The following is a 25964-nucleotide window of genomic DNA, read 5'->3' as shown; positions in this document are numbered from 1 at the left end:
ACTCAATCTCGTCCTTATACCGGCATCTGCATGATGTCTTGATAAGCCTGAACCAGTTTGTTGCGCACCTGGGTCAGAGCCTGGAACGACACGCTGGCTTTCTGCGAAGCGATCATCACGTCGGTCAGATCGACACCGCTTTTGCCCACTTCAAAGGCGTTGGCCAACTGAGTCGACGCGGTCTGGGTATCGCTGACTTTGTTGATCGCCTGACCGAGCATGTCGGAAAAGCTGCTGCCTCCCAGCTCAGGGACAGCGGTCGTCGATTTCGGCGCAGACATGGCATCCACTTTCATGGCCTGCATGTCCATCATCAACCGATTAAATTCAATACCTTGGCTCATGGTCTACTCTCTTGGGCGGCCCGCAATTTTTTGACACTCACTCGGCGGGTACACAGGTATTAGCAACAAGGGTGCCAGCTCACGGGCACCCCTTCAGAAAAGCGTTTGCAATGCATGACGCCACGGATCAAGTGGCGAACAGATAGCCTTCGACGTCCATCCCCGCATCGCGCATTTGCGCGAGTTTGTAGCGCAGGGTTCGCGGGCTGATGCCGAGTTTTTCCGCCGCTTCTTTGCGTCGGCCACGCTCGGTGCGCAGGGTGTCGATGATCATCTGAAACTCCCGGCGGCGCAGGTCATCGCCCAATGCCCCGGCGGAATCCACGTCGATTTCCACTTCACGAACCACGGTTTGCGCGGGCGCTGCGACCGGCAACGCGGCGAACGTCACGGCACCGGCGAGACAGAAATCCTGCGGCTGGATCAAACCGCCCTGCTGCAGAATCAGTGCGCGCTGAATCGCGTTATCCAGCTCACGAACGTTGCCTGGCCACGGGTAAGCGGTCAGGCACGCTTGCGCCTCAGGCGAAAGTTTCGCCGCGGCATGCTTCATTTTATTGACGTGTTTGGCCAACAAGCGCTCAGCCAGCGGCAAGATATCGGCAGTGCGCTCGCGAAGTGGACGCCAGGCCAGGGGGAAAACCGACAGACGGTAGAACAGATCCTCACGAAAACGTCCCGCCGCCACTTCGCCCGCCAAGTCGCGGTTGGTTGTCGCAACCACACGGATATCGAGGGTGATCGGCTTGCGCGCGCCGACGCGCTCCACCTCACGCTCTTGCAACACACGCAAAAGCTTGGCCTGCAGACCGAGGGGCATTTCGGAAATTTCGTCGAGCAGAAGCGTGCCGCCGTCGGCCTGTTCGAACTTGCCTGCCTGCGCGGCGATGGCGCCGGTGAATGAACCCTTCTCGTGACCGAACAACGTTGCTTCAAGCATGTTGTCCGGGATCGCGGCGCAGTTGATGGCAATGAACGGTTGATTGGCGCGATGGGATTGCTGGTGAATGTAGCGCGCCAGCACTTCCTTACCGGTACCCGACTCACCAGAGATCAACACGGTGGAATCGCTGCGTGCGACTCGCGCCGCCAATTCGAGAAGCTGTGCACTGGCCGGCTCGACGGCAATCGGACCTTCGCTTTCGCTTGCGCCCATATTGCCCAACGCATGGCGCGCCACCAGATCCAGCAGCGCTTTGGGCTCAAACGGTTTGACCAGATAATCCGCCGCGCCTTGGCGCATGGCATCGACCGCGCGTTCGACGGCGCCATGGGCGGTCATCAACAACACCGGCAATTGCGGCTGGCGGGCCCGCAACAATGCGAGCAGTTGATGACCATCCATGCCGGGCATGTTGACGTCGCTGACCACCAGACTGAACGCCTCTCGCGCCACCGCCGTCAGCGCGTCTTCAGCGCAACCGACCGCATGGTAATCATGGCCGGCCAGCAACAGCGTATCGGCCAGCGCCTCGCGCAAAGAACGATCATCCTCGACCAGCAAAACCTTGATGCCCATGACCTTTACTCAGCTCCCTGTACAACGGAAAACAGCGGCAGGATGACCTGCGCACACGTGCCACGCCCGACCCGCGAACGTAGCTGCAATTCTCCCTGATGCGCCCGGGCCACCGCCTTGACCACGGTCAGGCCCAGGCCAGTACCGGTCACTTTGGTGGTGAAAAATGGTTCGCCGAGCCGTGCCAGAACAGCGGGCTCGATGCCGCTGCCACTGTCGCTGACGCTGATGCGCAAGGCGTTGTCGCGGGTATAGCAGTGGACTTTCAGCCGTACATCGCCGGCGCTGGCCTGAATCGCGTTTTCGATCAGGTTCAACAACGCGCCGACCAGAGTGTCGCGGTTGCACAGCAACTCTCCGACATGACTGTCGCACTGCCAGCGGATTGGCAGATCCTGCACATGGGTCAGCGCCGCAGCTTGCAGGGCCTGCATCAAGGCGCCGGGAGTCAGGCGATCGGTCAGCGGCAATTCACCGCGAGCGAATACCAGCATGTCGCGCACCTGGTGTTCGAGCTCATGCAGGCGCTCTTTCAGGCGCCCGGCGAAACGCTGCTGCGTGGCCACCGGCAACTCCTGCTCAGTCAAATGACTGGCGTACAGCAGAGCAGCGGACAGCGGTGTGCGGATCTGATGAGCGAGCGAGGCAACCATGCGCCCCAGCGATGACAGACGCTCATGTCGCGCCAGCTGATCTTGCAGATGACGGGTTTCTGTCAGGTCGTTGAGCAGCACCAACTGACCCGGTTCGGCGTCCAGCGAGCGGGTCGCAATCGACAGGCGCCGACCGTTTTTCAGGGAGATTTCATGACCATCGTCTTCACGCGGGGCGAAGCAGCGCGCAATCACCTGGCGCCACAGTTCGCCTTCCAGTGGCAGGCCAAGCAGATCAATGGCAGCCGGATTGGCTTCGCGCACCATGCCGTGGCCGTCAATCACGATGACGCCACCGGGCAATAGATCGAGGAGGTTTTGCAGACGGTTGGCCAGGCGTTCTTTTTCCGCCAGTTCCTGCATGCGCTGGGCACTGACCACCGCCAGCTCACCTTTGAGCTCGGTCACCCGCGCCTCGAGCATGCTGTAGGAATCAGTCAACTGGCTGGACATCTGATTGAACAGCTCGAAGGCCTGCTCAAGACCCTGTCGGCTTGCCTGTTCTACGGAGGACGGTTGCCCCTCGGGACTGGAGGCAGAAGACATCTGGGCGGCTTGGGGCATTGTGCTTCTCGCTTGGCTGACCGTCAGTTAAACGGAACGTTGCGAGGGCTGTAGCAATACCCGTGCCTAAAAAAAACCGCTTATAAATGAAGCAGTTGAAAAACAGGCGTCAATCCTCCGCCTGTTCATCTCCATCGCGCCGGCTCATGCCGTACTTGCGCATCTTCTCGACCAGCGTGGTACGGCGAATACGCAGGCGCTCTGCGGCACGCGCCACAATGCCATTGGCATCGTCCAGCGCCTGCTGAATCAGGCCCTGCTCCAGACCACCGAGGTAGTCCTTCAGATCCAGGCCTTCCGGCGGCAGCATGGCATTGGCGGTGAAGTCCGGCGTATGGCCGTTGATGGCCACGCGCTCTTCCAGATCGCTACGCAGGCTGTCGACCATTTGCTCGTCTTCGTCGTCGACGTAGCGGAATTTTTTCGGCAATTCGACCACACCGATCACCCCGTACGGGTGCATGATCGCCATGCGCTCGACCAGGTTGGCCAGTTCGCGGACGTTGCCCGGCCAGCCATGACGGCACAGCGACATGATCGCCGCCGAGTTGAAGCGGATCGAACCACGCTTCTCGTGCTCCATGCGCGAGATCAGTTCGTTCATCAGCAACGGAATGTCTTCGACACGCTCACGCAGCGGGGCCATCTCGATCGGGAACACGTTCAGGCGATAGTAGAGGTCTTCGCGGAAGCCTCCGTTCTCGATCATTCTAGCGCGTTTCTTGTGCGTTGCGGCGCAGATGCGCACGACGACGGTCTGGGTCTTGTTGCTGCCCACGCGCTCGAAGGTGCGTTCCTGCAGCACGCGCAGCAGCTTGACCTGCATCGGCAGCGGCATGTCGCCGATTTCGTCGAGGAACAGCGTCCCGCCGTTGGCCAGCTCGAATCGACCGGCACGGCTGGTGATCGCGCCAGTGAAGGCGCCCTTCTCGTGGCCGAACAACTCGCTTTCGAGCAGCTCTGCCGGGATCGCCCCACAGTTGACCGGCACAAATGGCGCGTCGCGGCGCTTGGAGTGGTAATGCAGGTTGCGCGCAACCACTTCCTTGCCCGTGCCTGACTCGCCGAGGATCAGCACGCTGGCGTCGGTGTCGGCGACCTGCTGCATCATCTGACGCACGTGCTGGATCGCCCGGCTGGTGCCGACGAGACTGCGGAACAGATTGGGTTCGCGATGACGACCGCGCTCGCGGGCCTGGTCATACATTTCGCGATAGACCTGGGCGCGGTGCAGCGAATCGAGCAATTTGCTGTAGCTGGGCGGCATTTCGAGGGTCGAAAGCACTCGGCGACGCTGGTCATCAGGCAAGTCAACGGAAGAATTATCGCCCATCAACAAAACCGGAAGGAACTCATCCCAGGTTGAGAGTGTCTTTAGCAAGCCCAAAAGCGCGCCAGGAGCATTAACCGTCCCGATCAGTACGCAAATGACCTCACGACTAGACGACAAAGAGCCGACTGCCTGCTGCCAGTCATGGCTGCCGCAGGGTAAATTTTCTTCACCGAGAAAATTTAGAATCACCGCCAGGTCGCGGCGGCGGACGCTATCGTCATCGATTAGCAGAATTTTGGTTTCACGCCACATGCAATAGCAACTTCCCTAGTCAACTCAATGCCCGAAAAATGGGGCAAGCGACACGCTTGCAGGACACCATGTGCCTGTAGACGCCTGAAATCTGAAAACAGCCACTAGTTAAGTCAAAAAACCGTGCACAGTCAAATTTATGGCGCACATGTCTGGATTAACTGGAGGTTAATTAACCAAACAGATGGTAAACCTTTGCCGCCTTCTGCGCTTGGGTGATCTGCGACATCTCGTTGGCTATCGCCTGCCGCTCACCCATGGCCACCTCAAGAAGCTCCTTGTAGACATGGAGCAACTCCTCAAGATTATCGCGCAACGCGACTTCATCCAGTGCAGCTTCAGCCATGACGTCTTCCATGCAGGAACGGCAAGCCAGATCCAGCTCACCAATAGCTTCCCAATTGCGCTCGGCCAAGGCAGTGACCAACGCTTCACGGGTATCGGCAATTCGCTGCAATACAAGACTCATGGTGCTCTCCTTAAAACTGGGGGCCCGGCGGAGCAATGCCGTCCCAGCCTTCCTTCACAGTGCGCAGCAGGCCGGCAATCTCGTCGAGAATCTTCGGGTCGCTCTTGACGTTGGCTTCGGCCAGTCGCTTCATCATGTAAATGTAGAGCTGATTGAGCTCACCTACCGAATCGGCGCTGTTTTCCAGATCCAGGCCTTCACACAAGCCACCAATGATGCCAACGGCCTTGCTGATGGCCGTGCACTTGGCAGGAACATCCTTGCGCTCAATGGCGCCCTTGGCCTGAGCAATGCGCTCCAGACCGCCTTCCATCAACATTTGCACCAGACGGTGCGGGCTCGCTTCGGACGTCTGTGCGTGTGCGCCGACTTTCTGGTATTGCCGAAGGGCTAACATCGGATTCATGTTCTACCTCATTGCCACAATGACTCGTATATCCAGTGTATCGCCAACGAATCAGAGAACTTTAGATCAAAAGACAAAAACCCGGCGCACGCCGATAAAGCGTAGCCGGGTTTTTGTCGTGCACGTCTGTTACTTCGCGGACTGCTGAGCGTTCAGCGAGGTGAAGAACGAGGTAATGCTGCTCGCCGTCGCCTTCATCTGCCCTACCAGCAAGTCCATGGCGTTGTACTTGGCAGTCAACGTCTTGGTCAGGTTGGCGACACGCAAGTCCAGCGCCAATTGCTGCTCGGTCAGGCTTTTGGTGTTCTTGGTAAGAATAGCCATGCGCTGATCAAGCAAACCACTGCCGGTAATATCACCTGTAGCTGGCTTGAGATACGGGTCCACTGCTTTGCTCATGCGCGCCAACAGACCATTGGTGTCGTCGGTGCCGGTGAACAACTGCTGAACCTGGCCAGTCATGCCTGGCTGGGCCATGGTTTTGGTGAAAGCGCTGGTATCAAACGTCAGGTTACCGGTGTTGCGATCGGTCATTACACCCAACTGCGACAGCACCGCCAACGGACCGCCAGCCCCCGTGTTGGTCAACTCGGCACGCACGTCAGCAATCAGCGTGCGCGGCATCGCGTCGCCGGTGAATGCCGCTTGCACGGTCAACTTGCCATCGGCATCCGGCGTCGCCTTGGACAGCGTATCGATGGTGGTCTTCAAGGTGTTGTAAGCATCGACGAACGATTGAATCGATGTCTGCAGACCTTTGGTGTTGGCATCCACGGTGACAGCCGTAGGCTTGCTCGGCGGCGTGCCCTCACTGACCGTCGTCAAATTCAGGGTCAAGCCACTGATTGCGCCGCTCACCGTGTTGCTTTTGCTGGTGACCTCAAGGCCGTCGATGGTCAGCTTGGCGTTTTTCGCAACGCCGTTGACGGCGCCTGAAGCGCCTGCAGCCGGACTCGCGCCCATCTCCTGGGTACCATCGATTTCCAGACCGGCAATACCGCTGACTTTGAGGTCAGAGCCTTCGCCGGTCTTGCTCGAACTGATTACCAGGCGCGAAGCACCGGTACTGTCGGTCACGATGTTGGCAGAAATGCCGTTGGCGCCCTGAGCCTTGTTGATGGCGTCGCGAGTGGTCTGCAACGTGGCATTGGCCGGGATATCGACATTGTAATCAGTGCCATTCTGACTGATTTTCAGGGTACCACTCGGAATGGCACTGGCGGCACCGCCGGCGAAAGAGGCGCTGGCGATTTTCGAACCCGTGGCCAACTGACTGACAACAACGTTGTAATTGCCCGAAACCGCAGTACTGTCGGAAGTCGCGGTCAGGTTGGTGTTGCTGGAAGTCGCGGTGAAGCCGGCAAATGCAGGATTGGTCTTGCTGCCCAGATTGGTCATTGCCGTCTGGAACGCGGTCAATGCGCTCTTCAGCGAACCGATACCGGAAATCTTCAGCGTGTTGGCTTTGGTCGCGGTATCGATCTGCGTCTGCTTTGGCGCCTTGTCGGCGTTGACCAGCGCAGTGACGATCGCACCGATGTCCAGGCCGGAACCCAGTCCGGAACCCGGTAGAATTGGACTTGCCATGTGCATCTCCCTTCAGATTGTTGCCATTCTTTTGACCGTTACACGCGCCCTGAGAATGGACAAACATTATTCATGCCAGCTATCAGACTTTGGCGTCGAACAACACGTGACTCGCATTGGCCAGACTGTCTGCCAGCTTGAGGGCTTCTGCGGAGGGAATCTGTCGAACGACCTCACCCGTCTCGCTTGCGATCACCTTGACGATGACCTTCCCGGAATGCTCGTCGATCGAGAACTCCAGATTGCGCTTGATCGATTGTACGAACTTCTCGATCTCCTGCACCGCCAGTTTCAACTTGGCGTCGTCCGTAACCTGACTCTTGGCAGCGACCGGCGCTTCAGTCTTGGCAACTTTCGGCGTTTCTGACGGTTTGTCAGCAACCGGCGTGACTGGCTTGGGAGCCGGATAAGACTGGTTAAGCTTGACGCTCATGTCCATGCTCATCACCTCCTAACGTAAAAGGGCGAGAGAGCACGACAAGCGCACTCCCCCGCCCAAACTCGATCCGAAATTACTGAAGCAGCTTCAGTACAGCGGAAGGCAGTTGGTTGGCTTGAGCCAGAACGGAGGTCGAAGCCTGCTGCAGAGTTTGCTGCTTGGTCAGGTTAGCAGTTTCCGCGGCGAAGTCGGTGTCTTGTACACGACCCTGTGCAGCGGTGGTGTTCTCAACGATGTTCTGCAGGTTGGAGATGGTGCTGGTCAGACGGTTTTGCGAAGCACCCAGGCTGGCACGGGTATCACCGATCGCAGCGATAGCAGCGTCGATTGCAGTGATAGCGTTGTCGATGTTGCTACCAGCGGTAGCAGCGTCAGTACCGGTCAGAGCCAGAACGCCTTTGTCCACGGACAGGTTGACGGCGTCGAACTTGGAGCTCAGTACCAGGTCGATGTGGTTAGCAGTACCGGTGTTTGCGCCAACTTGCAGAGTCACAGTACCAGCCGAACCGTCCAGCAGGTTTTTGCCGTTCAGGTTGGTGGAAGCTGCGATACGGGTGATTTCGTCCGACATGTCGGCGAATTCTTTGTTGGTCGCTTTCTGGTCAGCAGTGCCGTTGGTGCCGGTACGTGCTTTAACAGCCAGTTCACGCATACGCTGCAGGATGTCGGTAGTAGCTTGCAGAGCGCCTTCAGCGGTCTGAGCAACGGAGATACCGTCGTTGGCGTTCTGGATAGCCTGGTTGCCACCGCGGATTTGCGATTGCATACGGGTGGAGATCTGCAGGCCAGCGGCGTCGTCTTTAGCGCTGTTGATTTTCAGGCCGGAAGACAGGCGCTGCATCGAAGTCGACAGAGCGTCGGAAGCGCGGTTCAGGTTTTTCTGAACGTTCAACGATGTGGTGTTGGTGTTTACTGTTAAAGCCATGACGAATTCCTCGGTGGTTGGGTACTGCGGCTTCCGGCCCTGGCAACCGCCGGGTATGGCCTAGAGAACCTTCGTAATAGTTATCGTCGGGATTGCAGGTTGCTTGAGGGCTTTTTGAAAAAAATTTGCCATCACCCTGCCACCCCCGCGAAAACAATGACTTAGCCACCCATCGCCCGCGAAAAAATGACGCCATAAAACCGACTGCCGCGCAAACCTGCGGGCCAGCGCTGTCGGCCTGCTCAGGCCGGAACGCTTTGCAGCAATTCGACCAGTTCATACTCCATATAGTCAGCCAGTCCCAACCAGTCCTGGCGCTCCTGGCAATCGAGCATTTGCGTGAGCACCTGGGTCCACATCTGCTGGGCATCCGCTGGCGCGGACAGCAGCCACTGCTGCGCTCCCTCGAAGACATCGACCATGCTCAACGCAGCCTCGACATCCCGCCCCAGCCGAAACAGAACTGCGCACTGACGGCATTCACCGATACACGCTTGCATCGCCGTCATTGCACGAACTCCTGATTGAACTGCGCTCCGGCGATCAGCGCGCCCGCCCGGCTGCTATTGAAGAACTGAACGTGCGGATGCGCAGCGATGTAACGTTCCAGCACACACAGATATCCGCGAAAGTTGAGTTGGGTACTGACACGCTGGCCATGCCCGTCGCGCACCCAATGCCGCGCCTGACTCACACCCGGACCCAGCTCGCCATCATTCCAGCCGGCGTGGGTCTTGTTCATCGGGAAGGCGAAGTCCGCGCCGAACAAGGTAATGCGCGTGCCGCCCAGTTTTACCGCCAGATCCACCGCCGGATGAATCACGCTGCCACCCACATGCAGTTCCCCGCGCGGATACTGCTCACGCAATTGCGCATACACCGGACTGGCCGAGTAGCCGCCGTAGCGCTTGCCCTTCCAGGCGCGCAACACCTCGGGGTCACTCATTGGCAAATACACCAGCGGGATATCGTCGGACGCTTCGAACGGCAAATGTCGAAAGCTGATGCGCTGATCAATGGTCACCACCAGATCCGGCACGATGCCGTGTTCACGCAATGGCCGATAAGCGGTGTCGACGCAGATGAACAGCGGAGGCTGTGCCTGAGCCTGGATGGCCGCCAGTGCCTGAAAATGCCCTTCAAGCGTCGGGCCGGTGCCGATCACATAGATCTCGCGCTCGGTGCACATGCCAAACAATTGCGCGACATCGTCATCGCCGAGCAGCACCGGTAAGCAGTCCTGCAAGCGCTGCTGTATGAACGGAGACTGCGCATCGAATTCGCGATTGTTGAAACTCAGATGGACTTCATTGACCAGCCGATCGCGGATCTTCGCGCTGAAGTCATCGGCCAGCAGCATTTCGGCAGGCAGCGCAAAAAACGGCGAGCAAATGTCCGACAGATCGCCGGCGTAGAACAGTTCGGTACGCGGATCTTCCAGCCACTGGCGCTGATCAAGCAGTTGCAGCACCAGCGCGAACAACGCGCCGTTGAGGATGTGCACGTACAACCGTTGCAGCCCTTCGCGCTCCAGCAGCACAACGGGCAAATCCCCAAGAGCGGTGCCATAGACGTGCAACTGCGGCTTGTCGGGCAGGCTGGCGGCCTGAGTCTGCGCTTCATGAAGGCGATCGTGACGACTGGTGAGCTGAATGCCGTTGATGCTCAGCGTCGAGCCAAGTCCCTCGACCAATTGCGCCGCAACGGCCGCACTGTCTTCTGCCTGCAGTCGCTCGAACAGCGCCGGCCAGCGCCGCTGCAACACCTCGGCATTGGCTTGAAAAAACTCGCTCATGACGCCTCGCGCTCCCCGTTCAGGCAAAAAAATAGCGCTCAAGGTTAACCTTGAACGCTATTTTTGTATCCGCCGTTTTTGCTTCGGTTCAAGGACGATAGATGATCGCCGAGCCCCACGACAGGCCAACGCCAAAACCGCTCAGCGCAATACGCTGCCAATCGGAATCGATGACGTGCTTTTCCAGCAGCAACGGAATGCTCGACGACACGGTGTTGCCGGTCTCGACCATGTCTTTGATGAACTTCTCCGGCTCGCCTTCGAAACGCCGCGCCACGGCATCGACAATCGCCGCACTGCCCTGGTGAATGCAGAAGGCATCGATGTCATCGGCTTTCAGACCGGAATCATCGAGCAGTTCGTGCAAGTGTGCCGGGACTTTGAGCAGGGCAAAGTTGAACACCTGACGACCGTTCATGAAGAACACGCCATCAGTGACTTTCAAGTGCGGTGCGCCGGAGCCGTCGGTGCCGAACTTGGCCTTGCCCAGCGCCCAGGTCGGATCTTCGCCCATCCAGGTGGCCGTGGCGGCATCGCCAAACAGCATGGTGGTGTTGCGGTCTTCCGGGTCAACGATTTTCGAATACGGGTCAGCGGTGATCAGCAGGCCATTCTTCAGGCCGGCGGCTTCCATGAAACCCTTGATCGCGTAGATGCCGTAGACGTAACCGGAGCAACCCAGGGAAATATCGAACGCCGCGACGTTGGTCGGCAGACCGAGTTTGTCCTGCACGATGGCGGCGGTGTGTGGCAGGCCTTCTTCGTCACCGTTCTGGGTGACGACGATCAACGCGTCAATCGATTCACGCTTCAGATCCGGGTTGCTGGCAAACAGCGCATTGGCCGCTTCCACGCACAGATCGGAAGTTTCCTGCTCAGCGTCTTTGCGTGGCAGAAACGCCGAACCAATCTTGCCAATGATGAACTCTTCATCCTTTTCGAATTTTGCACCTTGTGCGTAATTGTCCACGCCGGCTACAGGAACGTAGCTCGCAATGCTTTTTATGCCAATCATTACGGCTTCCCAATAAAAAAACAGCCCAAGACCACCGCTCGCAAGGATTTCGAGGGGCGCCGACAAACAGAAAACGGCCGCCACAACGGGCAGCCACGGAGAGCGAAAAGGGCTATCACTGGAATCGAAAACGAGCCAGGCGCCATCTCCCCGATCAATACAATACAGTGAAGATGCGCGTTATGACTCGCAGGTCACGCTATTTTGCCGATTCGGTGCAGATCGGCTTATTCGACCAGCGACCAGTCCAGCGGCGTGCCGCGCTTGATCGGCGCACGTGCGCGGCGGCCGAGGACGGCGTCGGTGTGTTTGGGCGGCAGACCGAGACCGGGGCGAATCGCCCGCAGATTGTCCCCGGTAAAGGTGTCACCGGCGGCCATGTCGGCGGTAATGTAAAGCGAGCGGCGATACACCACCGATTTCAGTTCGGCTTCGGTGGCGCCGTAACGCACTTGACCCAAGGCCTGCCAGGCACGTTCGGTTTCCACCACCAGACTGGCCATTTCTGCCGGTTCCAGCGAGAAACTCGCATCGACGCCACCCGCCGAACGGTCGAGGGTGAAGTGTTTTTCCACTACCGTCGCACCAAGCGCCACCGCCGCCACCGACACGCCCACGCCCATCGAGTGGTCGGACAGCCCCACCTCGCAACCGAACAACTCACGCAGATGGGGAATCGTGCGCACGTTGCTGTTGAGCGGAGTTGCCGGGTAAGTGCTGGTGCATTTGAGCAGCACCAGATCCTTGCAGCCGGCTTCACGCGCGGCGCGCACGGTTTCATCCAGCTCGGCGATACTGGCCATGCCCGTAGAGATGATCAGCGGCTTGCCGGTAGCGGCCACGCGGCGAATCAGCGGCAGATCGGTGTTTTCGAAACTGGCGATCTTGTAGGCCGGCACGTCGAGGCTTTCGAGAAAGTCCACCGCCGTCTCATCGAACGGCGTCGAGAATGCCAGCATGCCCAATTCCCTGGCGCGGGCAAAAATCGGTGCGTGCCATTCCCACGGCGTATGGGCCTTTTCGTACAGGGCATACAAAGAAGTGCCTGCCCACAGACTGCCTGGATCCTTGATGAAGAACTCACCTTCGGCCAGATCCAGGGTCATCGTCTCGGCGGTATAGGTTTGCAGCTTCAAGGCATGCGCACCGGCCTTGGCCGCCGCTTCGACAATTTGCAGGGCCACGTCCAGCGACTGGTTATGGTTGCCGCTCATCTCGGCAATGATGAAGGGCGGCGCATCGGCGCCGATCGAGCGGTCGCCGATCTTGAAACTAGTCATGCGGGTGATCCTTCAAAACACGGGTGAACGCACAGGCACTCTGGGTAAACCCGGCGTCACGAAACACATTCAGTGAGGGCAGATTGTCCGGCATGACACGGGCGCTGATGACCGTCAGTTGCGGCCAGTGTGCGGCGACAAACGTTTGGCCACGGGTCAACAGCGCCCTGCCCCAGCCGAGGCCGAAACGTCCTTGCAACAGGTAGAACGATACTTCGGCTTCAAAACCACGCAAGTCATAACGCAACACCCCGACGGCGCCGTCGTCCGCCTCGGCGATCAACAGCAACCGCTGCGGATTACGCAAAGCTGCCGTCAGCCAGTTGAGGTGTTGCGCCCAATCGATCGCGCCAGTCTCCGGCGACCAGCGCTGCACGGCTTGGGCATTACGTCCCTCGAACAGCAACTGCGCATCGTCCAGCGTCGCCGGGCGCAGCTTGAGCACCGCGCCCGCCAGCGCTGCCGCGACGCGCTCGGCGCCGCGACCATCGACCAGTTGCCGCGAACGCTCGGCCAGGCTCTGGCGCAGAAAATGGTTGCCCACAACAAAGCCGACAGCGTCACGCAACTGCTCGACACTGACCTGCTCGCGGGCGCCCATGAACACATGCGCCCCCGCCGCCGCCATCACTTCACCGTTGTTCTGCTGGTTGTTCGACACCGCAATGCAGATCGTTGGCAAACCCAGCGCCGCGCGCTCCCAACTGGTGCCGCCGCCGGCGCCGATAAACAGGTCCGCCTCAGTCATGCGTTGATGGAAATCACTGACAAAACTGTGCAGGCGCCAGTTCGGCCGCGTCTCGGCCAAGGCCTGCATCTGCGCCCACGCCGGGTTCTCGGCGCCAGCAACGAAATCCACCTGCAATTCGCTGAATTCAGCGAGGGCGAGCATCGCGTGATGAGTCTGCATCGCCGCATCGAAGCCGCCGAAATTCACCAGTACCCGGCGAGCTGTGGGTTTGATCTCGATGGCCGGGCAATTGAACTCTTCGCGCAGCATGGCGTAGCGCGGGCCGAGCAACGTGCGGCAACCTTCAGGCAGCAGAGGTGAGTAGTTTTCGCTGAGTCCGGACAAGTTCTGATTGAGCAAAAGATCAACGCTGTAGCGTCGGGTCGCCAGATCATCCACCGCCGCGATGCGATGCGCCCAGCGGCGTGCAGCGGTTTGCCAGTGATGATCGAGGCCGTAATGATCGACGATGATCCAGTCGAACTCGGCATGGCCGCCCAGCAGCAGACCCAGTGCGTCGATATCGGCCTGCCACGGCAGCATCGATTCGATGGCTTGCTGCGGGTCTTCAGCGGGGTAGAGATCGGGCAGCGCAAAGGTCTCAAACCCTTCGCCGCTCAGCATATCGAGCCGATGCCCCGGCAATTGCCGACAGGCAAACGCGACGTGGCTGCCCTGCCCGCGCAACACGCGCGCCAGCGTCAGGCAGCGGGCGATATGACCACTGCCGATGGTCGGCGAGGCGTCCGCGCGAATCAGCACTCTCATTGCAGCTCTCCGCCAGCCTTGAGCGCGGCGTACAAGTATTCGGCGCGCTTCCAGTCCTCAGGCGTGTCGATGTCCTGCACCAGGTGCCGGGGCAGAACCACCGGCAGACTGGCCGGCGAATAGACCGCCTCACCACGCAACCAGGCCTCACTGCGGCCCCAGTAAAACTGACCGGCATCCTGAAACGCTTCGGGCAGATCCTGCGAGCGGGTATGGCGAAATTCCGGGTACAACGCCTTCAAGGCGCCCTGCCCGTCCAGCGTCAGCGCACGCTGCACCGGAAACCCGAAGCTGCACACGGAAAACGCAAAAGACTTGTCGGGATGCTGCTCCAGCAACTCGATTCCCTGGCGCAGATAATGCGCCTGCAACAGCGGCGCCGTGGCGTACACACAGCAGGCATAATCGAACGCCGGCAACTGCTGCAAGGCATGCACGATCACTGCCGCCGTGCCGGTGAAATCATCGGCCAGTTCCGCCGGGCGCAGGAATGGCACCTGCGCACCCTGCGTGCGTGCCACATCGGCAATCTCGGCATCGTCGGTGCTGACCACGACCTGATCGAACAAGCCTGATTCCAGCGCGGTGCGGATCGAACGGACAATCATCGGCACGCCATCGAACGGCAAGAGATTCTTGCGCGGGATGCGTTTGCTGCCGCCACGGGCCGGGATGATTGCAACCTTGCTCAAGGACGTTTTTCCAGCAGGAACCAGGTGACATCGTCCGCCGGGAATTGCGGGTCACGGTGATAGACAAAGCCGTAATCGAGCAATTGCAGATCAGCATAGCGATCAAGCATCTCGCCAGCGAAATCGCGCTTGAACAGCTTGCCACTGTTACCGCGATAGGAGACTTCCACCGGGGCCGGATTGTAATACTCGGCAATCAGGATGTAGCGCTGGCTCAACTCGTACAACTGCGCATAAGCGGTCGGCAACAGCTCCGGGGCCAAGTGAATCAGCACGCCTTTGCTCAGGGTCAGGTCGTAGCAGCGCTCGCGCGGAAAATCGAACAGCGAGCCATGCCAGATATGGGCAATGTCCAACGCCTGGGCCTGAGCACAGGCGCTGTCATTGATCTCGACGCCGAACAGCTCACAGCGCGGCAGCAACTGATGCAGCGCCTGCAAATTGTTGCCGGCGTTGGTGCCCAGTTCGACCAGGCTGGCGATGCGCCCGGCGCGGCTCAGCGCTTTGGCAAACAATGCCAGATTCGCCGCCACCAGCGGTTGGCCGACATTGCGCTCGACGTACTGGTTACCGAAGTCGCCCTGCCAGAATTTTTCCTGCTCACTCAAATGACGCATTGCCATTACTCGTCCATTGCCTCAGCGGCCATTATTCGGTCAGCCGACGCAATTGCTCGACCACGTAATCCTGCTGTTCATCGCTCAACAACGGAAACAGCGGCAGGCTGATCGCCTCGGCGTAGTAACGCTCGGCCTCGGGGAAGTCGCCCTCGGCAAAACCCAGCGCTTGATAGTAAGGCTGCAAGTGCACCGGGATGTAATGCAGATTCACGCCAACACCGGCGGCGCGCAAGCCTTCGAACACCTGACGATGGCTGAGGCTGATGCGCTCGGTCTGCAAACGAATCACATACAGATGCCAGGCAGATTCAGCCTCTGGCTGAAGGCTCGGTAGCGTCACCGGCAAGTACGCCAACAAGCGATCATAACGCGCCGCCAGTTCACGACGACGGGCGATAAAGTCGTCGAGTTTGCCCAGTTGCGACAAACCCAGCGCAGCTTGCAGATCGGTGATGCGGTAATTGAAACCCAACTCGATCTGCTGGTAGTACCACGGACCGTGGCTGGGTTCGCTCATCTGCAGCGGATCACGAGTCATGCCATGGCTGCGCAGACGTTGCAGACGCTCGACCAGTTCCGGGCGGTTGGTCAGCACCATGCCGCCTTCGGCGCTGGTGATGATCTTCACCGGATGAAAACTGAACACCGTCATGGCTGCGAATTGGCCACAGCCGACCGGACGCCCGGCATAGCTTGCGCCCACGGCGTGCGAGGCATCCTCGATCACCGTGAAGTTGTAGCGCTCGGCAAGCATGGCAATCTTGCGCATGTCGCAGCTCTGTCCGGAGAACGCTACCGCCACCAGAACTTTCGGCAACGTGCCGTCACGCTCGGCCTGATCGAGCTTCGCTTCGAGGGCGAACGCATCGAGGTTCCAGGTCAGCGCATCAATGTCGACGAAATCTACCTCGGCACCGCAATAGCGTCCGCAATTGGCGGAAGCGAGAAAGGTGTTCGGCGTGGTCCACAAACGATCACCCGGCCCCAGCCCTGCGGCCAGGCAAGCAATGTGCAGCGCTGCCGTGGCATTGCACACCGCCACAGCGAAATCGGCTTGGCAACGCTCGGCCATCGCCTGCTCGAAACGCTCGATGCCCGGCCCTTGGGTCAGCCAGTCCGATTGCAGCACCTCGACCACGGCGTCGATGTCCGCCTGATCGAGACTCTGCCGACCATAGGGAATCATGCCGAAAGCTTCGCGTGCAGATCGGCGATCTGCCCGACCGAGAGGAAATGCGGATTGGTGTCGGAGCGATACTCGAAATCTTCGCTCACGGCACGCCCCTGCTCGCCGAGCTTGTCGACGGCAAAATCGACATCGACGCTGGTGAAGCGGATCGACGGCTGAATGGTGTAGTGATCCTCGAACTCAAGGGTCATCCGCGCATCGTCCAGCGGCACCATCAACTCATGGAGTTTTTCACCCGGACGAATACCGACATTCTTGTGCGGCAGATGCTCCGCCATGCCACGCGCCAGATCGACGATGCGGATCGACGGAATCTTCGGCACGAACACTTCGCCACCGTGCATGCGCGCGAAGCTGTCGAGGACGAACTGCACGCCATGATCGAGGGTGATCCAGAATCGGGTCATGCGCTCGTCGGTGATCGGCAACTGCTCCGCGCCATCGGCGATCAGCTTGCTGAAAAACGGCACCACGGAACCGCGCGAGCCGGCCACATTACCGTAGCGCACCACGGCAAAACGGGTTTCCTGCTCGCCGGCAATGTTGTTGGCCGCGACGAACAACTTGTCCGAAAGCAACTTGGTCGCGCCGTACAGGTTGATCGGGCTGGCCGCCTTGTCGGTGGACAGCGCGACGACCTTCTTCACGCCGTTGTCGATGGCGGCAGCGATGATGTTCTCCGCGCCGTTGACGTTGGTGCGAATGCATTCGGTCGGGTTGTATTCCGCCGCCGGCACTTGCTTCAACGCGGCGGCATGCACTACGTAGTCGATGCCGCGCATGGCCTGACGCAGACGGTCAGCGTCACGCACGTCACCAATGAAATAACGCATGCACGGCGCGTTGAACGTCTGCTGCATTTCGTACTGTTTCAACTCGTCACGGGAGAACACCACCACGCGTTTGGGCTGGTATTGCTCAAGCAGTCGGGCGATGAATTTGCGCCCGAACGAGCCGGTGCCGCCAGAGATGAAAATCGATTTACCGTTGAACATAGGTTGATTCCTGTCCGGCACGCTTAGGCGAGCAACTGAGCCCAATTGATCGAGCTGTTTTCGCCCAAGGTAAAACCTTTGCCGGTCAGGGCCAGGTTGGCGTTGTAAGCCGGATCCTGCGCGAACGCATCAGGCCATTTCTCACGCAGTGCCGCCAGTGTTTGGGGAGCCTCTGGCAACGCGCCGGTATGCAGCACCTGCACCGACGGCGTCCACACAGTGAGGAAACCGTTCTGACTTGCCTTGAGGCACAGATCGACATCGCTGAAACCGTCAGCGAAGGTCACTTCGTCCAGCCCACCGAGAGCGTTGAACAGCTCTTTGCGCACCATCAGGCAGACCTTGGACACAGCCGAGTAATTCTGCTCGACGGCCAAACGCTGCATGTAGCCCTCGGCCGCATGTTTTTCGCCGATGAACGCCGAACCCACCCCATCGTTCAGGCCTAGAATCAAGCCGGCCTGGGAAATCTTGCCATCGCGGTCGACCAGTTTGGCGCCGACGATGCCCACTTCCGGACGCTGGGCCTGGTTGAGCAACGAGTCGATCCAGTTCGGGTTGACGACTTCGCTGTCAGCGGCCAGGAGCACCAGATAGTCACCCCGCGCCTGTTCGCTGGCGGCGTTATACAACGCCACTTCACCGAGCGCCTGATCGGCACGCAAGACATTGACGCGGGGATTGCGCAACTGACCCAGCCAGTCGTTGACCGCCGCCGACTGATTCGGGTTGGCCGCCACCAGTAATTCATAACGGCTGTAGCGGGTTCTGAGCAGCACACCCTCCACGCAACGGCGCAGCGCTGGCAGGTCATCACTGGCCGGCACAATGATCGACACCATTGGCAGTTCGGTATGACGATAATCGACCTGCCAAGTGCCTGGCAGCGACGAAGTGACCTTGGCCTTGTAGCCGCGATTGCCCAAATGACGCAGCAACGCCAGGCGCTCGTGGGCATTCTCTTGCACTGCAGCGGCCTGGGTAATCAGCAGCGGCTCATCGAGGTGCGCCAGACCGCCGAGACCACCCTGCTCAATCAGGCGCAACAACAGGTCAAACTCCAGCGCCTTGCTGAAATCGGCCTGATAACCGCCCGCTTCAAGGAAAACGTCGCGTCGAATCAGCCAATGGCGCGCCATCAGCGATGGCACGCTTTGCAGCAAATCAAGGTTGAAACCCGGACGGAATACATCCACCAGCGCGCCATCTTCAGTGCGCTGGATTTCATCGGTGGCCACCGCGCGCAGATCCGTGGCGGACATCAATTCCAGGCCAGCACGCAACAGGCCACCGGCGGTGAATTCATCGCCCGCGTTGGCCAGCAGCAACCAGTCGCACGGAGACTGCGCGGCGCTCTGGTTGAGTTTGTCGATGAAGTTGCCCGGCGTGACCCGGACAAAGTGCAAGGTATTCTGTGCAGTGGTCGCACTCTGTGGCTCGTCCGTGGTGAAGACCACGATTTTGAAGGCTTTGCTGTGCCCTTCGACGAGGCTGTCGAGGGTAACCTGCAGCTTGTCGATGTCGTTGTCCAGATCCAGCAGGAAAATGCCGAATTGTGGTCCGCCATTGTTCGCCGCCAGATGCGCGGCAATCAACCCGGCTTGTTCGGCGTCCGGCTTGCGGGCAGCCATCCAGTCGAGCAAACGGCCCGAGCGCATTTTGTTGAAGACCGGGTAGTGTTCGACATTTGACACGACGTCAAGACGCGTCGCCCACTCAGCCATTTCCTGCGCCTGATCGTCCTCGCCGAGGATCTGCAGTTGCTCGGCCAGACGCTTGACCACGCGACGGTTGAACACGTTGCTGTCGTGGGCCTGCCACAAACGGTCGAGGACACTTTCCGCCGTATCGTTATTGCGCGACTGCAACAGGTACTCCTGGCGGGTCCAGATGCCTTCGAGCTTTTCCAGTTGGATACGACCAGCCGGCATCGCGTGCAGCAGAAACTCGAACTGGGCCAGCAAGTCAAAGAAGCGCTGGTTGTAGAACGGCATCTCGACGTATTGCCGTGGCCCGAATTTGCGCTCAGGGGCTTTGGTCAGGTGGTTCCAGGTCGACTCGAAAATCAACTCGGCCGTCAACGCCCGCCCGGTGACCAGGCTGTCGGTCATGGCCGCGAAACTTTCCAGGGCAAACGCCTTGCGCTGCGCCTGATCGAGATCCTTGATATCGGTCGGCAACGAGGCGAGGAATTCGGCGAAGGCTTCGCGCTCGGCCACCGACTTGGAGTCGGTGTACGACAGCGCGTGATACACCTCGGTGTTGTGGTCGGAGAAACCGACATTGATCTCGCGCACGACATACGGGATCGGCAGGATCCGCGCCTTGGCGTTCGCCAGCAGGTAATAGGTGTGGCCGATCTCCTGCCATTCGAAACTGGTGCCCGGCGGCAATGCCGCGTACCAGTCCTGAATGATCGAGGTGCGGCAGACGCCATAGAACGGCGGCACGTACTGATGCATGAAATCGAGGACTCGATCCTCGGCGCGCTCTGAGGCGTAGTCTTCGCAGATTTTCTTGTCGCGGCGGTAGTAGCTGACGCTGCCGGCCAGCGCCAGGTACATCAGGCAGTAGCCGTGGCACAGACCATAGTCGCGGTTGGCTTCGAGGAAGTTGACCGACTCGGCCAGCGATTCGTGCAGGATGAAGTCGTCGTCGGCGGCGAACACCATATAAGGCGTGGTCAGTTGCGCAACGCCATAGGTCAGTTTGGCCTGCATGCCCCAATAGGCAAATTGCGGCAGGTGCTGGTAATCGACCGCCGAAAAGTCATCTTCCGGGCGCTCGGGGGACGAGTCCAGCACCAGAACCTTGCAAGGCAGGCTGCTGTAATACTGCAGCGCTCGACGCAGAAACGCCGGGCGGTTGTGGGTGATCAGTACCACCGTCAGCAACTCGCTCAATGGCAGCTTTTGTTCAGAAACAGACTTGCCTTGCATAACTTCTCCCACGACCGGCGAAACCGCCCGAAAAACGCTTTGATAATGGAACTGATTAACGAACCCGGCGCAGGTAACCGTCCGACGCGACGGTGATCAGCAGCTTGTCTTGCATCGCCTGATCAATCTCGAAATCGTCGTTCTCTTTGAGGTACGCCCACACGGCGGTTTTCGGGTTGTCGCCCGGGCCCCATGGGCGATCCGGGAAGGCATCGGCCGGCATGTCTTCGACCACCGTGTCCATGACCACGCAATAGCTGTCGACCGACACCAGTGGTGCGTAGAGACGCAATTCTTCGAGGACATGTTCGTGGGTGTGGTTGGAATCGAGCACCACGATGACTTTCTTGCCTGCAGCGGCCTGACGCACTTGCTCGACCACCGCAGGATCAAGGCTCGAGCCTTCGATCATGCTGATGCGTTTGATCATCGGGTGGCTTTCGATGGCTTCACGGTTGTGCGCACGAATATCGCGATCAATGCCCAGTACTTCGCCGTGGCCCTGCAACTCCAGCAGCGAGGCGTAGTAAATGATCGAACCGCCGTGGGCAATGCCGCATTCGATCACCAGATCCGGCTTGATCCGCCAGATCAGTTCCTGCATCGCCATCATGTCTTGCGGCAACTGGATGATCGGACGGCCCATCCACGAGAAGTGGTAGGTGTATTTGTGCTTGGCCGACTGGTTGTAGAACTCCTGGGCCAGCGCCTTCAAGTCCTTGTCCTGGCCTTGGGCAATCACTTCGGCCTGGCACTCCGCCTCGAAAGCTTTGATTACGTTATCGCTCATTGTCCGGTCTCACTGAAAAGTCATTTGATATTCACGCTGCCAAAAGGCATTCGCTGCAGGCGCATCAGCGGATGCGTTGCGCCTCGAGTAACTGTTGTAATCGCTCGACCACGGCCCAGAACGCCAAGGGTTCGTGTGTCGGATAGGGGTAAAGCCCCAGGTTTAAATCGATCGAAGCGCCACGCTCGCGCAGGCGTTGTTCGACCAGGGCCCGCACCGATACCGGTTGGCCACTGGCGCAATTGATCACGCCGTCGAAGTCACGTTGTTGCACAATCGCAACGAGATAATCGGCGGCGTTTTCAATCGGTAGAAAATCGCGTAGCTGCTCGCCGGCCGACATGTTGAACGACGGCTCACCGGCATCGACGGCCCGGTCCAGTGCCGCCAACAGACTGTTGGGGTTTTGCCCTTCACCATGCAGATAAAACAGGCGCGCCCACTGCAAGGTGAACGGCTGTTGCTGCTGCAGATTCTGCAAGAACAGGTGCAGTGTGTGTTTGGCCAGACCGTAAGGATTGCTCGGCTGTGGCTCGCTGCTTTCGCTGAGCGGGCCGCTTTGCATGCCGTATTCGAAGCAGGTGCCGGTGACCAGCACTTGCTGCACGCCCGCCTCGACCGCGCTTTTGATAAAGCGGTAATCGGCCATCAGGTTGTGCTCGAAATGAAACAGCGCCCGGTAGTTCGGCAAGCCCGGCCACGCCAGATGCGCCAACGCATCGATGCCTTCTACCAGCGCAGCGACATCCAGATCGGGCGCGTGAATATCCGCGCTCACAAACTCGACGTCGTTGATCCACGGCATGCCTTGCGCCGTTTGCGCGTTACGCGCCACGGCGCGGACTTCGCAGCCACGTGCCAGCAATGCGGCAACCAGATGCCGGCCGACAAAGCCCGTGGCTCCGGTGACCAGAACCTTCACAGCACTTTCAACTCAGGCACGGCGATCACGAAGCGCCCGTCCCACTGACGCACCTGCGCCAGTTGCTGACTGACTTCATGCAGCAGGTTCCACGGCAGCACCAGCACGTAGTCGGGTTTTTCGAGATCGATCTGCGCTGGCGCAACGATCGGGATGCGACTGCCCGGCAGGAACTTGCCCTGCTTGTGTGGATTGGCATCCGCCACCCAGGCCAGCAGGTCCGGTTTGACCCCGGCGTAGTTGAGCAAGGTGTTGCCCTTGGCGGCCGCGCCGTAACCGACCACACGTTTGCCGTCGGCCTTGGCCTGCAGCAGAAAGCGCAGCAGTTCATGCTTGATACGTTCAGCAGCCGGCGCGAGGGTCGCATAGTACTCGGCGGTTTTTACCCCAGCATCGAGTTCGGCTTGCAACTGTTGCTGCACCGCTGGCTGAACCGGGCGGCGCTCGCCGTCCTTGCGCTGGACGAACACGCGTAACGAACCGCCGTGGGTGGTCAGTTGGCTGACGTCGAAGACTTCCAGGCCATTGCGCTCGCACAGGGTCTGCACGGCGGTCAAAGACAGGTAGGAATAGTGCTCGTGATAGAGCGTGTCGAACTGCGCGCCGGCCATCAGCGTCAACAGTTGCGGGAATTCGAAGGTGGCCACGCCGGTCGGCTTGAGCAGCGTTGCGAAACCGCCGAGGAAATCGTTGATGTCCGGCACATGCGCGAGCACGTTGTTGGCCGCCATCAAATCAGCGCCCCAGCCTTCGGCTTGCAACTGCGCGGCAGTCTCACGACCGAAGAACAGTTCGCGAATTTCCAGGCCTTTTTCACGAGCCGCTTGCGCGGTGCTGCGCGTCGGTTCAACACCGAGGCAGGGGATGCCGCGACCGGCCACATATTGCAGCAGGTAACCATCATTGGCGGCGACTTCCACCACGCGGCTATCGGCGCTCAGGCCGAAGCGCTCGACCATCTCGGCGACATAGCGCTCGGCATGGGCCAGCCAGGTGCTGGAGAACGAACTGAAGTAGGCGTACTCGGCGTCGAACAGGCTGTCGGCGCGGGTGTAATCCTCGGTCTGCACCAGCCAGCATTGCTGACACACCGCGACCTTCAGCGGCACCCACTGCTCAGCCTGTTCAAGACGATCGGCGTGCACATAGGCGTTGGACGGTGGCGAGGTGCCAAGATCAATCAGCGGCAGGCTCAGCGGTGCGGCGCACCCACGGCAGTTCATAGACGCACTCCAGCAAAGTGTTGATCGAGCGCGGGATGGCTGGAATCGCGCGCTGACAAATTATTGACAGGCAACGGCCAGGCAATCGCCAGCCGTGGATCATTGACCGACAGACCGCCCTCGTGCTCCGGCGCGTAATCGGCGCTGTGCAGGTAAAGCAGTTCGGCGTCCTCGGTGAGGGTCTGGAAACCGTGGGCGAACCCGGCCGGAATCAGCAGGCTGCGACCGTCGCCGGCCTTCAGATGCTCGGCGTGCCAGTGCAAAAACGTTTCCGAGTCGGGGCGCAGATCCACCGCCACGTCCCACACTTCACCGCGCAGGCAGGTGATCAGCTTGGCTTCCGGGGCGTTGCCATTCTGAAAATGCAGACCGCGCACACTGCCCTTCTCGCGGGTGCAGGAATGGTTGATCTGGCGGATATGGAATTCGCTGCCGAACGCGCTCAGACTGCCTTCGCAAAACAGCCGGGCGAAGTGTCCGCGCTGGTCTTCGAAGCGTTTGTGCTGGACGCTGAACAGCCCGGCCAGCGGCAACGCCTTCAGAGAGAATTCGCTCACAGCGCGCCTCGATACAGATTCAATTGACCAAGGGTGACGTTGCGCATGTCATCGCCGTTCTGCCAGGCCAGGTGCCAGTCGAGGGTCTGGGTCAGGCATTGCTGCAAGGTCCAGCGCGGTTGCCAGCCGAGCAATTGACGGGCGCGACTGCTGTCCAGACGCAACAGGCCGGCTTCGTGCAATTCGCTTTTTTCGATGCGCAGACCACGCGCCTGCGGCCAGCGGCTGGCGAGCAATTCGACCACTTCGCCAACGCTGCACATGTCCGCTTCGCCCGGGCCGAAGTTCCACGCCCCGGCGTACTCCGGGCCGTCTTCGTAAAGGCCGGCAGCCAGCTGCAGATAACCGGCCAGCGGCTCCAGCGCGTGTTGCCACGGCCGCACGGCTTGCGGGTAACGCAGGGTCACCGGTTCGTCTGCCGTCCAGGCCTTGAGCACGTCGGGAATCAGTCGTTCGGGGGCAAAATCACCGCCGCCCAGGACGTTGCCGGCACGCGCGGTGGCCAGGGCCAGACCGTGTTCGACGTACTTGTCAGCCGGAAAGAACGACGCGGCATAAGACTGCGCCAACAGTTCGCAGCAAGCCTTGCTGCTGCTGTAAGGATCGTGGCCACCGAGGGCTTCGTCTTCGCGGTATGGCCACAGCCATTCCTTGTTGGCGTAGACCTTGTCGGTGGTGACTAACACACAGGCGCGCACGCAACCGACCTGACGAATCGCTTCGAGCAGGTTCAGCGTGCCCATGACGTTACTGGAATAGGTGCCCAGCGGATCGCGATAGCCTTCGCGCACCAATGGCTGCGCGGCCAGATGCAAAACGATCTCCGGCTCGGTGTCGGCGATGATTTCCAGCAAGGCGCCGAGATCACGCAGATCACCGCGCTGATCGTTGATGCCTTCGTGTACCCGCGCCAGTTCGAACAGGCTTGGTTCGGTCGACGGCTCCAGGGCAAAGCCGCTGACTTGCGCGCCGAGGCTTTGCAGCCACAGGGTCAGCCAACTGCCTTTGAAACCGGTGTGTCCGGTGACGAGAACGCGTTTGCCGCGCCAGAAATCCGCACTCAGGCCCATTGCTTCCATGGGGCCTCCCCGCTCTGCCACAGCGCTTCGAGATGGTTCTTGTCGCGCAGGGTGTCCATGGGCTGCCAGAAGCCATCGTGTTCGAAAGCCTTGAGCTGCTCATCCTGAGCCAGACGGGCCAATGGCTCGGCTTCCCAGGTGGTTTCATCGCCAGCAATGTACGGCAGCACTTTCGGCGACAGCACGAAGAAGCCACCATTGATCCAGCCACCATCACCACGGGGTTTTTCGGTGAAGCCGAGAACCTGATCGCCCTGACGCTCCAGCGCACCGTAGCGCCCTGGCGGTTGCACGGCCGTCACGGTCGCAAGGCGGCCATGAGCCTTGTGGTATTCGACCAACTGACGAATGTTCAGGTCGGAAACGCCGTCGCCGTAGGTGAAGCAGAACGCCTCTTCATCTTTCAGGTAACGGCCGGCACGCAGCAGACGGCCACCGGTCATGGTTTCCTCGCCGGTGTCGATGAGCGTGACGCTCCACGGCTCGCTGTAGTTCTGGTGCACGTCCATGCGGTTTTCGCGCATGTTGAAAGTGACGTCGGAGGTGTGCAGGAAGTAGTTGGCGAAGAAGTCCTTGATCGCGTAACCCTTGTAGCCCAGGCAGATCACGAAGTCGTGGATTCCGTGGGCGGAATACTGCTTCATGATGTGCCAGAGAATTGGCTTGCCGCCGATCTCGATCATCGGCTTGGGCTTGAGGTGCGACTCTTCACTGATGCGCGTGCCGAGGCCACCCGCCAAAATTACTGCCTTCATCGTCTCCCCTCTCGTTCGTCACCGGGCTGCGCAATGCTTTCTTGAGCTTTGCGGGCCGTCTGCCTCAACCTTTTGCCGCTTCGGGCGCCGGTGGGATGACCGCGAGCGCTCGTTTTATGGCGAT

General features: G+C 59.8%; 25 protein-coding genes. All 25 read right to left on the bottom strand.

The window, feature by feature from the left end; genetic code table 11:
• Positions 1-14: 14 nt before the first annotated feature.
• The gene (fliE, locus tag ACIPIZ_RS09250) at positions 15-344 is read right to left on the bottom strand and encodes a flagellar hook-basal body complex protein FliE (RefSeq protein ID WP_064390858.1); all 330 of its coding nucleotides are present in this window, start codon (positions 342-344) and stop codon (positions 15-17) included.
• A gap of 127 nt (positions 345-471) precedes the next feature.
• Positions 472-1863: a sigma-54 dependent transcriptional regulator gene (locus tag ACIPIZ_RS09245; protein WP_105709134.1), complete on the bottom strand. Its 1392-nt coding sequence runs from the start codon at positions 1861-1863 to the stop codon at positions 472-474.
• A 5-nt stretch (positions 1864-1868) separates the two neighbouring features.
• Positions 1869-3062: a PAS domain-containing sensor histidine kinase gene (locus tag ACIPIZ_RS09240; protein ID WP_177431003.1), complete on the bottom strand. Its 1194-nt coding sequence runs from the start codon at positions 3060-3062 to the stop codon at positions 1869-1871.
• A gap of 127 nt (positions 3063-3189) precedes the next feature.
• The gene (locus tag ACIPIZ_RS09235) at positions 3190-4665 is read right to left on the bottom strand and encodes a sigma-54-dependent transcriptional regulator (RefSeq protein WP_401165055.1); all 1476 of its coding nucleotides are present in this window, start codon (positions 4663-4665) and stop codon (positions 3190-3192) included.
• 172 nt (positions 4666-4837) lie between these two features.
• Positions 4838-5134: a hypothetical protein gene (locus ACIPIZ_RS09230; RefSeq protein WP_016984299.1), complete on the bottom strand. Its 297-nt coding sequence runs from the start codon at positions 5132-5134 to the stop codon at positions 4838-4840.
• 10 nt (positions 5135-5144) lie between these two features.
• Complete coding sequence (fliS, locus tag ACIPIZ_RS09225) at positions 5145-5540, bottom strand: flagellar export chaperone FliS (RefSeq protein WP_064390854.1); 396 nt, start codon at positions 5538-5540, stop codon at positions 5145-5147.
• Between the two features lie 129 nt (positions 5541-5669).
• Positions 5670-7127: a flagellar filament capping protein FliD gene (gene fliD, locus ACIPIZ_RS09220; protein ID WP_105709132.1), complete on the bottom strand. Its 1458-nt coding sequence runs from the start codon at positions 7125-7127 to the stop codon at positions 5670-5672.
• 82 nt (positions 7128-7209) lie between these two features.
• Complete coding sequence (locus ACIPIZ_RS09215) at positions 7210-7566, bottom strand: flagellar protein FlaG (RefSeq protein ID WP_064390852.1); 357 nt, start codon at positions 7564-7566, stop codon at positions 7210-7212.
• A 73-nt stretch (positions 7567-7639) separates the two neighbouring features.
• Entirely contained in the window at positions 7640-8491 is an 852-nt protein-coding gene (locus tag ACIPIZ_RS09210) for a flagellin domain-containing protein (protein WP_122593378.1), read from the bottom strand.
• A 242-nt stretch (positions 8492-8733) separates the two neighbouring features.
• A complete protein-coding gene (locus ACIPIZ_RS09205) occupies positions 8734-9000 on the bottom strand; it encodes a hypothetical protein (RefSeq protein WP_064390850.1) in 267 nt (88 codons plus the stop codon).
• Positions 8997-10286 (bottom strand): motility associated factor glycosyltransferase family protein, encoded by a 1290-nt coding sequence (locus ACIPIZ_RS09200; RefSeq protein ID WP_064390849.1) that lies wholly within the window; start codon positions 10284-10286, stop codon positions 8997-8999. Before ACIPIZ_RS09200 ends, ACIPIZ_RS09205 begins: the two co-directional genes overlap by 4 nt.
• A gap of 88 nt (positions 10287-10374) precedes the next feature.
• Positions 10375-11301 carry a ketoacyl-ACP synthase III gene (locus ACIPIZ_RS09195; protein ID WP_401165054.1) on the bottom strand — a complete coding sequence of 309 codons (927 nt, stop codon included), beginning with the start codon at positions 11299-11301 and terminating at the stop codon, positions 10375-10377.
• Positions 11302-11528: 227 nt separating this feature from the next.
• Positions 11529-12581 carry a pseudaminic acid synthase gene (gene pseI, locus ACIPIZ_RS09190; protein WP_064390847.1) on the bottom strand — a complete coding sequence of 351 codons (1053 nt, stop codon included), beginning with the start codon at positions 12579-12581 and terminating at the stop codon, positions 11529-11531.
• The gene (gene pseG, locus ACIPIZ_RS09185; RefSeq protein ID WP_253485235.1) at positions 12574-14079 is read right to left on the bottom strand and encodes a UDP-2,4-diacetamido-2,4,6-trideoxy-beta-L-altropyranose hydrolase; all 1506 of its coding nucleotides are present in this window, start codon (positions 14077-14079) and stop codon (positions 12574-12576) included. Before pseG ends, pseI begins: the two co-directional genes overlap by 8 nt.
• Positions 14076-14771 carry a pseudaminic acid cytidylyltransferase gene (gene pseF / locus ACIPIZ_RS09180; RefSeq protein WP_122661539.1) on the bottom strand — a complete coding sequence of 232 codons (696 nt, stop codon included), beginning with the start codon at positions 14769-14771 and terminating at the stop codon, positions 14076-14078. Before pseF ends, pseG begins: the two co-directional genes overlap by 4 nt.
• The gene (locus ACIPIZ_RS09175) at positions 14768-15388 is read right to left on the bottom strand and encodes a pseudaminic acid biosynthesis-associated methylase (protein WP_064390906.1); all 621 of its coding nucleotides are present in this window, start codon (positions 15386-15388) and stop codon (positions 14768-14770) included. The genes pseF and ACIPIZ_RS09175 overlap by 4 nt, the downstream gene beginning before the upstream one ends.
• Positions 15389-15419: 31 nt before the next feature.
• Positions 15420-16577 (bottom strand): UDP-4-amino-4,6-dideoxy-N-acetyl-beta-L-altrosamine transaminase, encoded by a 1158-nt coding sequence (gene pseC, locus ACIPIZ_RS09170; RefSeq protein ID WP_401165051.1) that lies wholly within the window; start codon positions 16575-16577, stop codon positions 15420-15422.
• Positions 16574-17575 carry a UDP-N-acetylglucosamine 4,6-dehydratase (inverting) gene (pseB, locus tag ACIPIZ_RS09165; RefSeq protein WP_122661541.1) on the bottom strand — a complete coding sequence of 334 codons (1002 nt, stop codon included), beginning with the start codon at positions 17573-17575 and terminating at the stop codon, positions 16574-16576. Before pseB ends, pseC begins: the two co-directional genes overlap by 4 nt.
• Before the next feature lie 23 nt (positions 17576-17598).
• Positions 17599-20514 (bottom strand): TIGR00180 family glycosyltransferase, encoded by a 2916-nt coding sequence (locus ACIPIZ_RS09160; protein ID WP_401165049.1) that lies wholly within the window; start codon positions 20512-20514, stop codon positions 17599-17601.
• A gap of 55 nt (positions 20515-20569) precedes the next feature.
• A complete protein-coding gene (locus ACIPIZ_RS09155; RefSeq protein WP_122855462.1) occupies positions 20570-21304 on the bottom strand; it encodes a cephalosporin hydroxylase family protein in 735 nt (244 codons plus the stop codon).
• Between the two features lie 64 nt (positions 21305-21368).
• Positions 21369-22226: an NAD-dependent epimerase/dehydratase family protein gene (locus tag ACIPIZ_RS09150; RefSeq protein ID WP_401165048.1), complete on the bottom strand. Its 858-nt coding sequence runs from the start codon at positions 22224-22226 to the stop codon at positions 21369-21371.
• On the bottom strand, positions 22223-23449 hold the full coding sequence (locus ACIPIZ_RS09145) for a methyltransferase domain-containing protein (protein ID WP_401165046.1): 1227 nt from the start codon (positions 23447-23449) through the stop codon (positions 22223-22225). The genes ACIPIZ_RS09150 and ACIPIZ_RS09145 overlap by 4 nt, the downstream gene beginning before the upstream one ends.
• On the bottom strand, positions 23446-24006 hold the full coding sequence (locus ACIPIZ_RS09140) for a dTDP-4-dehydrorhamnose 3,5-epimerase family protein (protein ID WP_401165044.1): 561 nt from the start codon (positions 24004-24006) through the stop codon (positions 23446-23448). The genes ACIPIZ_RS09145 and ACIPIZ_RS09140 overlap by 4 nt, the downstream gene beginning before the upstream one ends.
• Positions 24003-25085, bottom strand: a complete 1083-nt coding sequence (rfbG, locus tag ACIPIZ_RS09135; protein WP_401165043.1) for a CDP-glucose 4,6-dehydratase — start codon at positions 25083-25085, stop codon at positions 24003-24005. The genes ACIPIZ_RS09140 and rfbG overlap by 4 nt, the downstream gene beginning before the upstream one ends.
• Positions 25067-25840, bottom strand: coding sequence for a glucose-1-phosphate cytidylyltransferase (rfbF, locus tag ACIPIZ_RS09130; RefSeq protein WP_007966191.1), 774 nt, complete (start codon positions 25838-25840; stop codon positions 25067-25069). Before rfbF ends, rfbG begins: the two co-directional genes overlap by 19 nt.
• Positions 25841-25964 lie beyond the last annotated feature (124 nt).

It is taken from the genome of Pseudomonas sp. NPDC087690 (assembly GCF_044743175.1).
GTDB lineage: Bacteria > Pseudomonadota > Gammaproteobacteria > Pseudomonadales > Pseudomonadaceae > Aquipseudomonas.
Note: the sequence above shows the minus strand (reverse complement) of the source record. Positions and strands in the feature narration are given on the sequence as shown.

Excerpts from the sequence above, each read along its gene's own strand:
- fliE (WP_064390858.1), bottom strand. The coding sequence starts at position 344 with ATGAGCCAAGGTATTGAATTTAATCGGTTGATGATGGACATGCAGGCC.
- ACIPIZ_RS09245 (WP_105709134.1), bottom strand. The coding sequence starts at position 1,863 with ATGGGCATCAAGGTTTTGCTGGTCGAGGATGATCGTTCTTTGCGCGAG.
- ACIPIZ_RS09240 (WP_177431003.1), bottom strand. The coding sequence starts at position 3,062 with ATGTCTTCTGCCTCCAGTCCCGAGGGGCAACCGTCCTCCGTAGAACAG.
- ACIPIZ_RS09235 (WP_401165055.1), bottom strand. The coding sequence starts at position 4,665 with ATGTGGCGTGAAACCAAAATTCTGCTAATCGATGACGATAGCGTCCGC.
- ACIPIZ_RS09230 (WP_016984299.1), bottom strand. The coding sequence starts at position 5,134 with ATGAGTCTTGTATTGCAGCGAATTGCCGATACCCGTGAAGCGTTGGTC.
- fliS (WP_064390854.1), bottom strand. The coding sequence starts at position 5,540 with ATGAATCCGATGTTAGCCCTTCGGCAATACCAGAAAGTCGGCGCACAC.
- fliD (WP_105709132.1), bottom strand. The coding sequence starts at position 7,127 with ATGGCAAGTCCAATTCTACCGGGTTCCGGACTGGGTTCCGGCCTGGAC.
- ACIPIZ_RS09215 (WP_064390852.1), bottom strand. The coding sequence starts at position 7,566 with ATGGACATGAGCGTCAAGCTTAACCAGTCTTATCCGGCTCCCAAGCCA.
- ACIPIZ_RS09210 (WP_122593378.1), bottom strand. The coding sequence starts at position 8,491 with ATGGCTTTAACAGTAAACACCAACACCACATCGTTGAACGTTCAGAAA.
- ACIPIZ_RS09205 (WP_064390850.1), bottom strand. The coding sequence starts at position 9,000 with ATGACGGCGATGCAAGCGTGTATCGGTGAATGCCGTCAGTGCGCAGTT.
- ACIPIZ_RS09200 (WP_064390849.1), bottom strand. The coding sequence starts at position 10,286 with ATGAGCGAGTTTTTTCAAGCCAATGCCGAGGTGTTGCAGCGGCGCTGG.
- ACIPIZ_RS09195 (WP_401165054.1), bottom strand. The coding sequence starts at position 11,301 with ATGATTGGCATAAAAAGCATTGCGAGCTACGTTCCTGTAGCCGGCGTG.
- pseI (WP_064390847.1), bottom strand. The coding sequence starts at position 12,581 with ATGACTAGTTTCAAGATCGGCGACCGCTCGATCGGCGCCGATGCGCCG.
- pseG (WP_253485235.1), bottom strand. The coding sequence starts at position 14,079 with ATGAGAGTGCTGATTCGCGCGGACGCCTCGCCGACCATCGGCAGTGGT.
- ACIPIZ_RS09175 (WP_064390906.1), bottom strand. The coding sequence starts at position 15,388 with ATGCGTCATTTGAGTGAGCAGGAAAAATTCTGGCAGGGCGACTTCGGT.
- pseC (WP_401165051.1), bottom strand. The coding sequence starts at position 16,577 with ATGATTCCCTATGGTCGGCAGAGTCTCGATCAGGCGGACATCGACGCC.
- pseB (WP_122661541.1), bottom strand. The coding sequence starts at position 17,575 with ATGTTCAACGGTAAATCGATTTTCATCTCTGGCGGCACCGGCTCGTTC.
- ACIPIZ_RS09160 (WP_401165049.1), bottom strand. The coding sequence starts at position 20,514 with ATGCAAGGCAAGTCTGTTTCTGAACAAAAGCTGCCATTGAGCGAGTTG.
- ACIPIZ_RS09155 (WP_122855462.1), bottom strand. The coding sequence starts at position 21,304 with ATGAGCGATAACGTAATCAAAGCTTTCGAGGCGGAGTGCCAGGCCGAA.
- ACIPIZ_RS09145 (WP_401165046.1), bottom strand. The coding sequence starts at position 23,449 with ATGAACTGCCGTGGGTGCGCCGCACCGCTGAGCCTGCCGCTGATTGAT.
- rfbG (WP_401165043.1), bottom strand. The coding sequence starts at position 25,085 with ATGGAAGCAATGGGCCTGAGTGCGGATTTCTGGCGCGGCAAACGCGTT.
- rfbF (WP_007966191.1), bottom strand. The coding sequence starts at position 25,840 with ATGAAGGCAGTAATTTTGGCGGGTGGCCTCGGCACGCGCATCAGTGAA.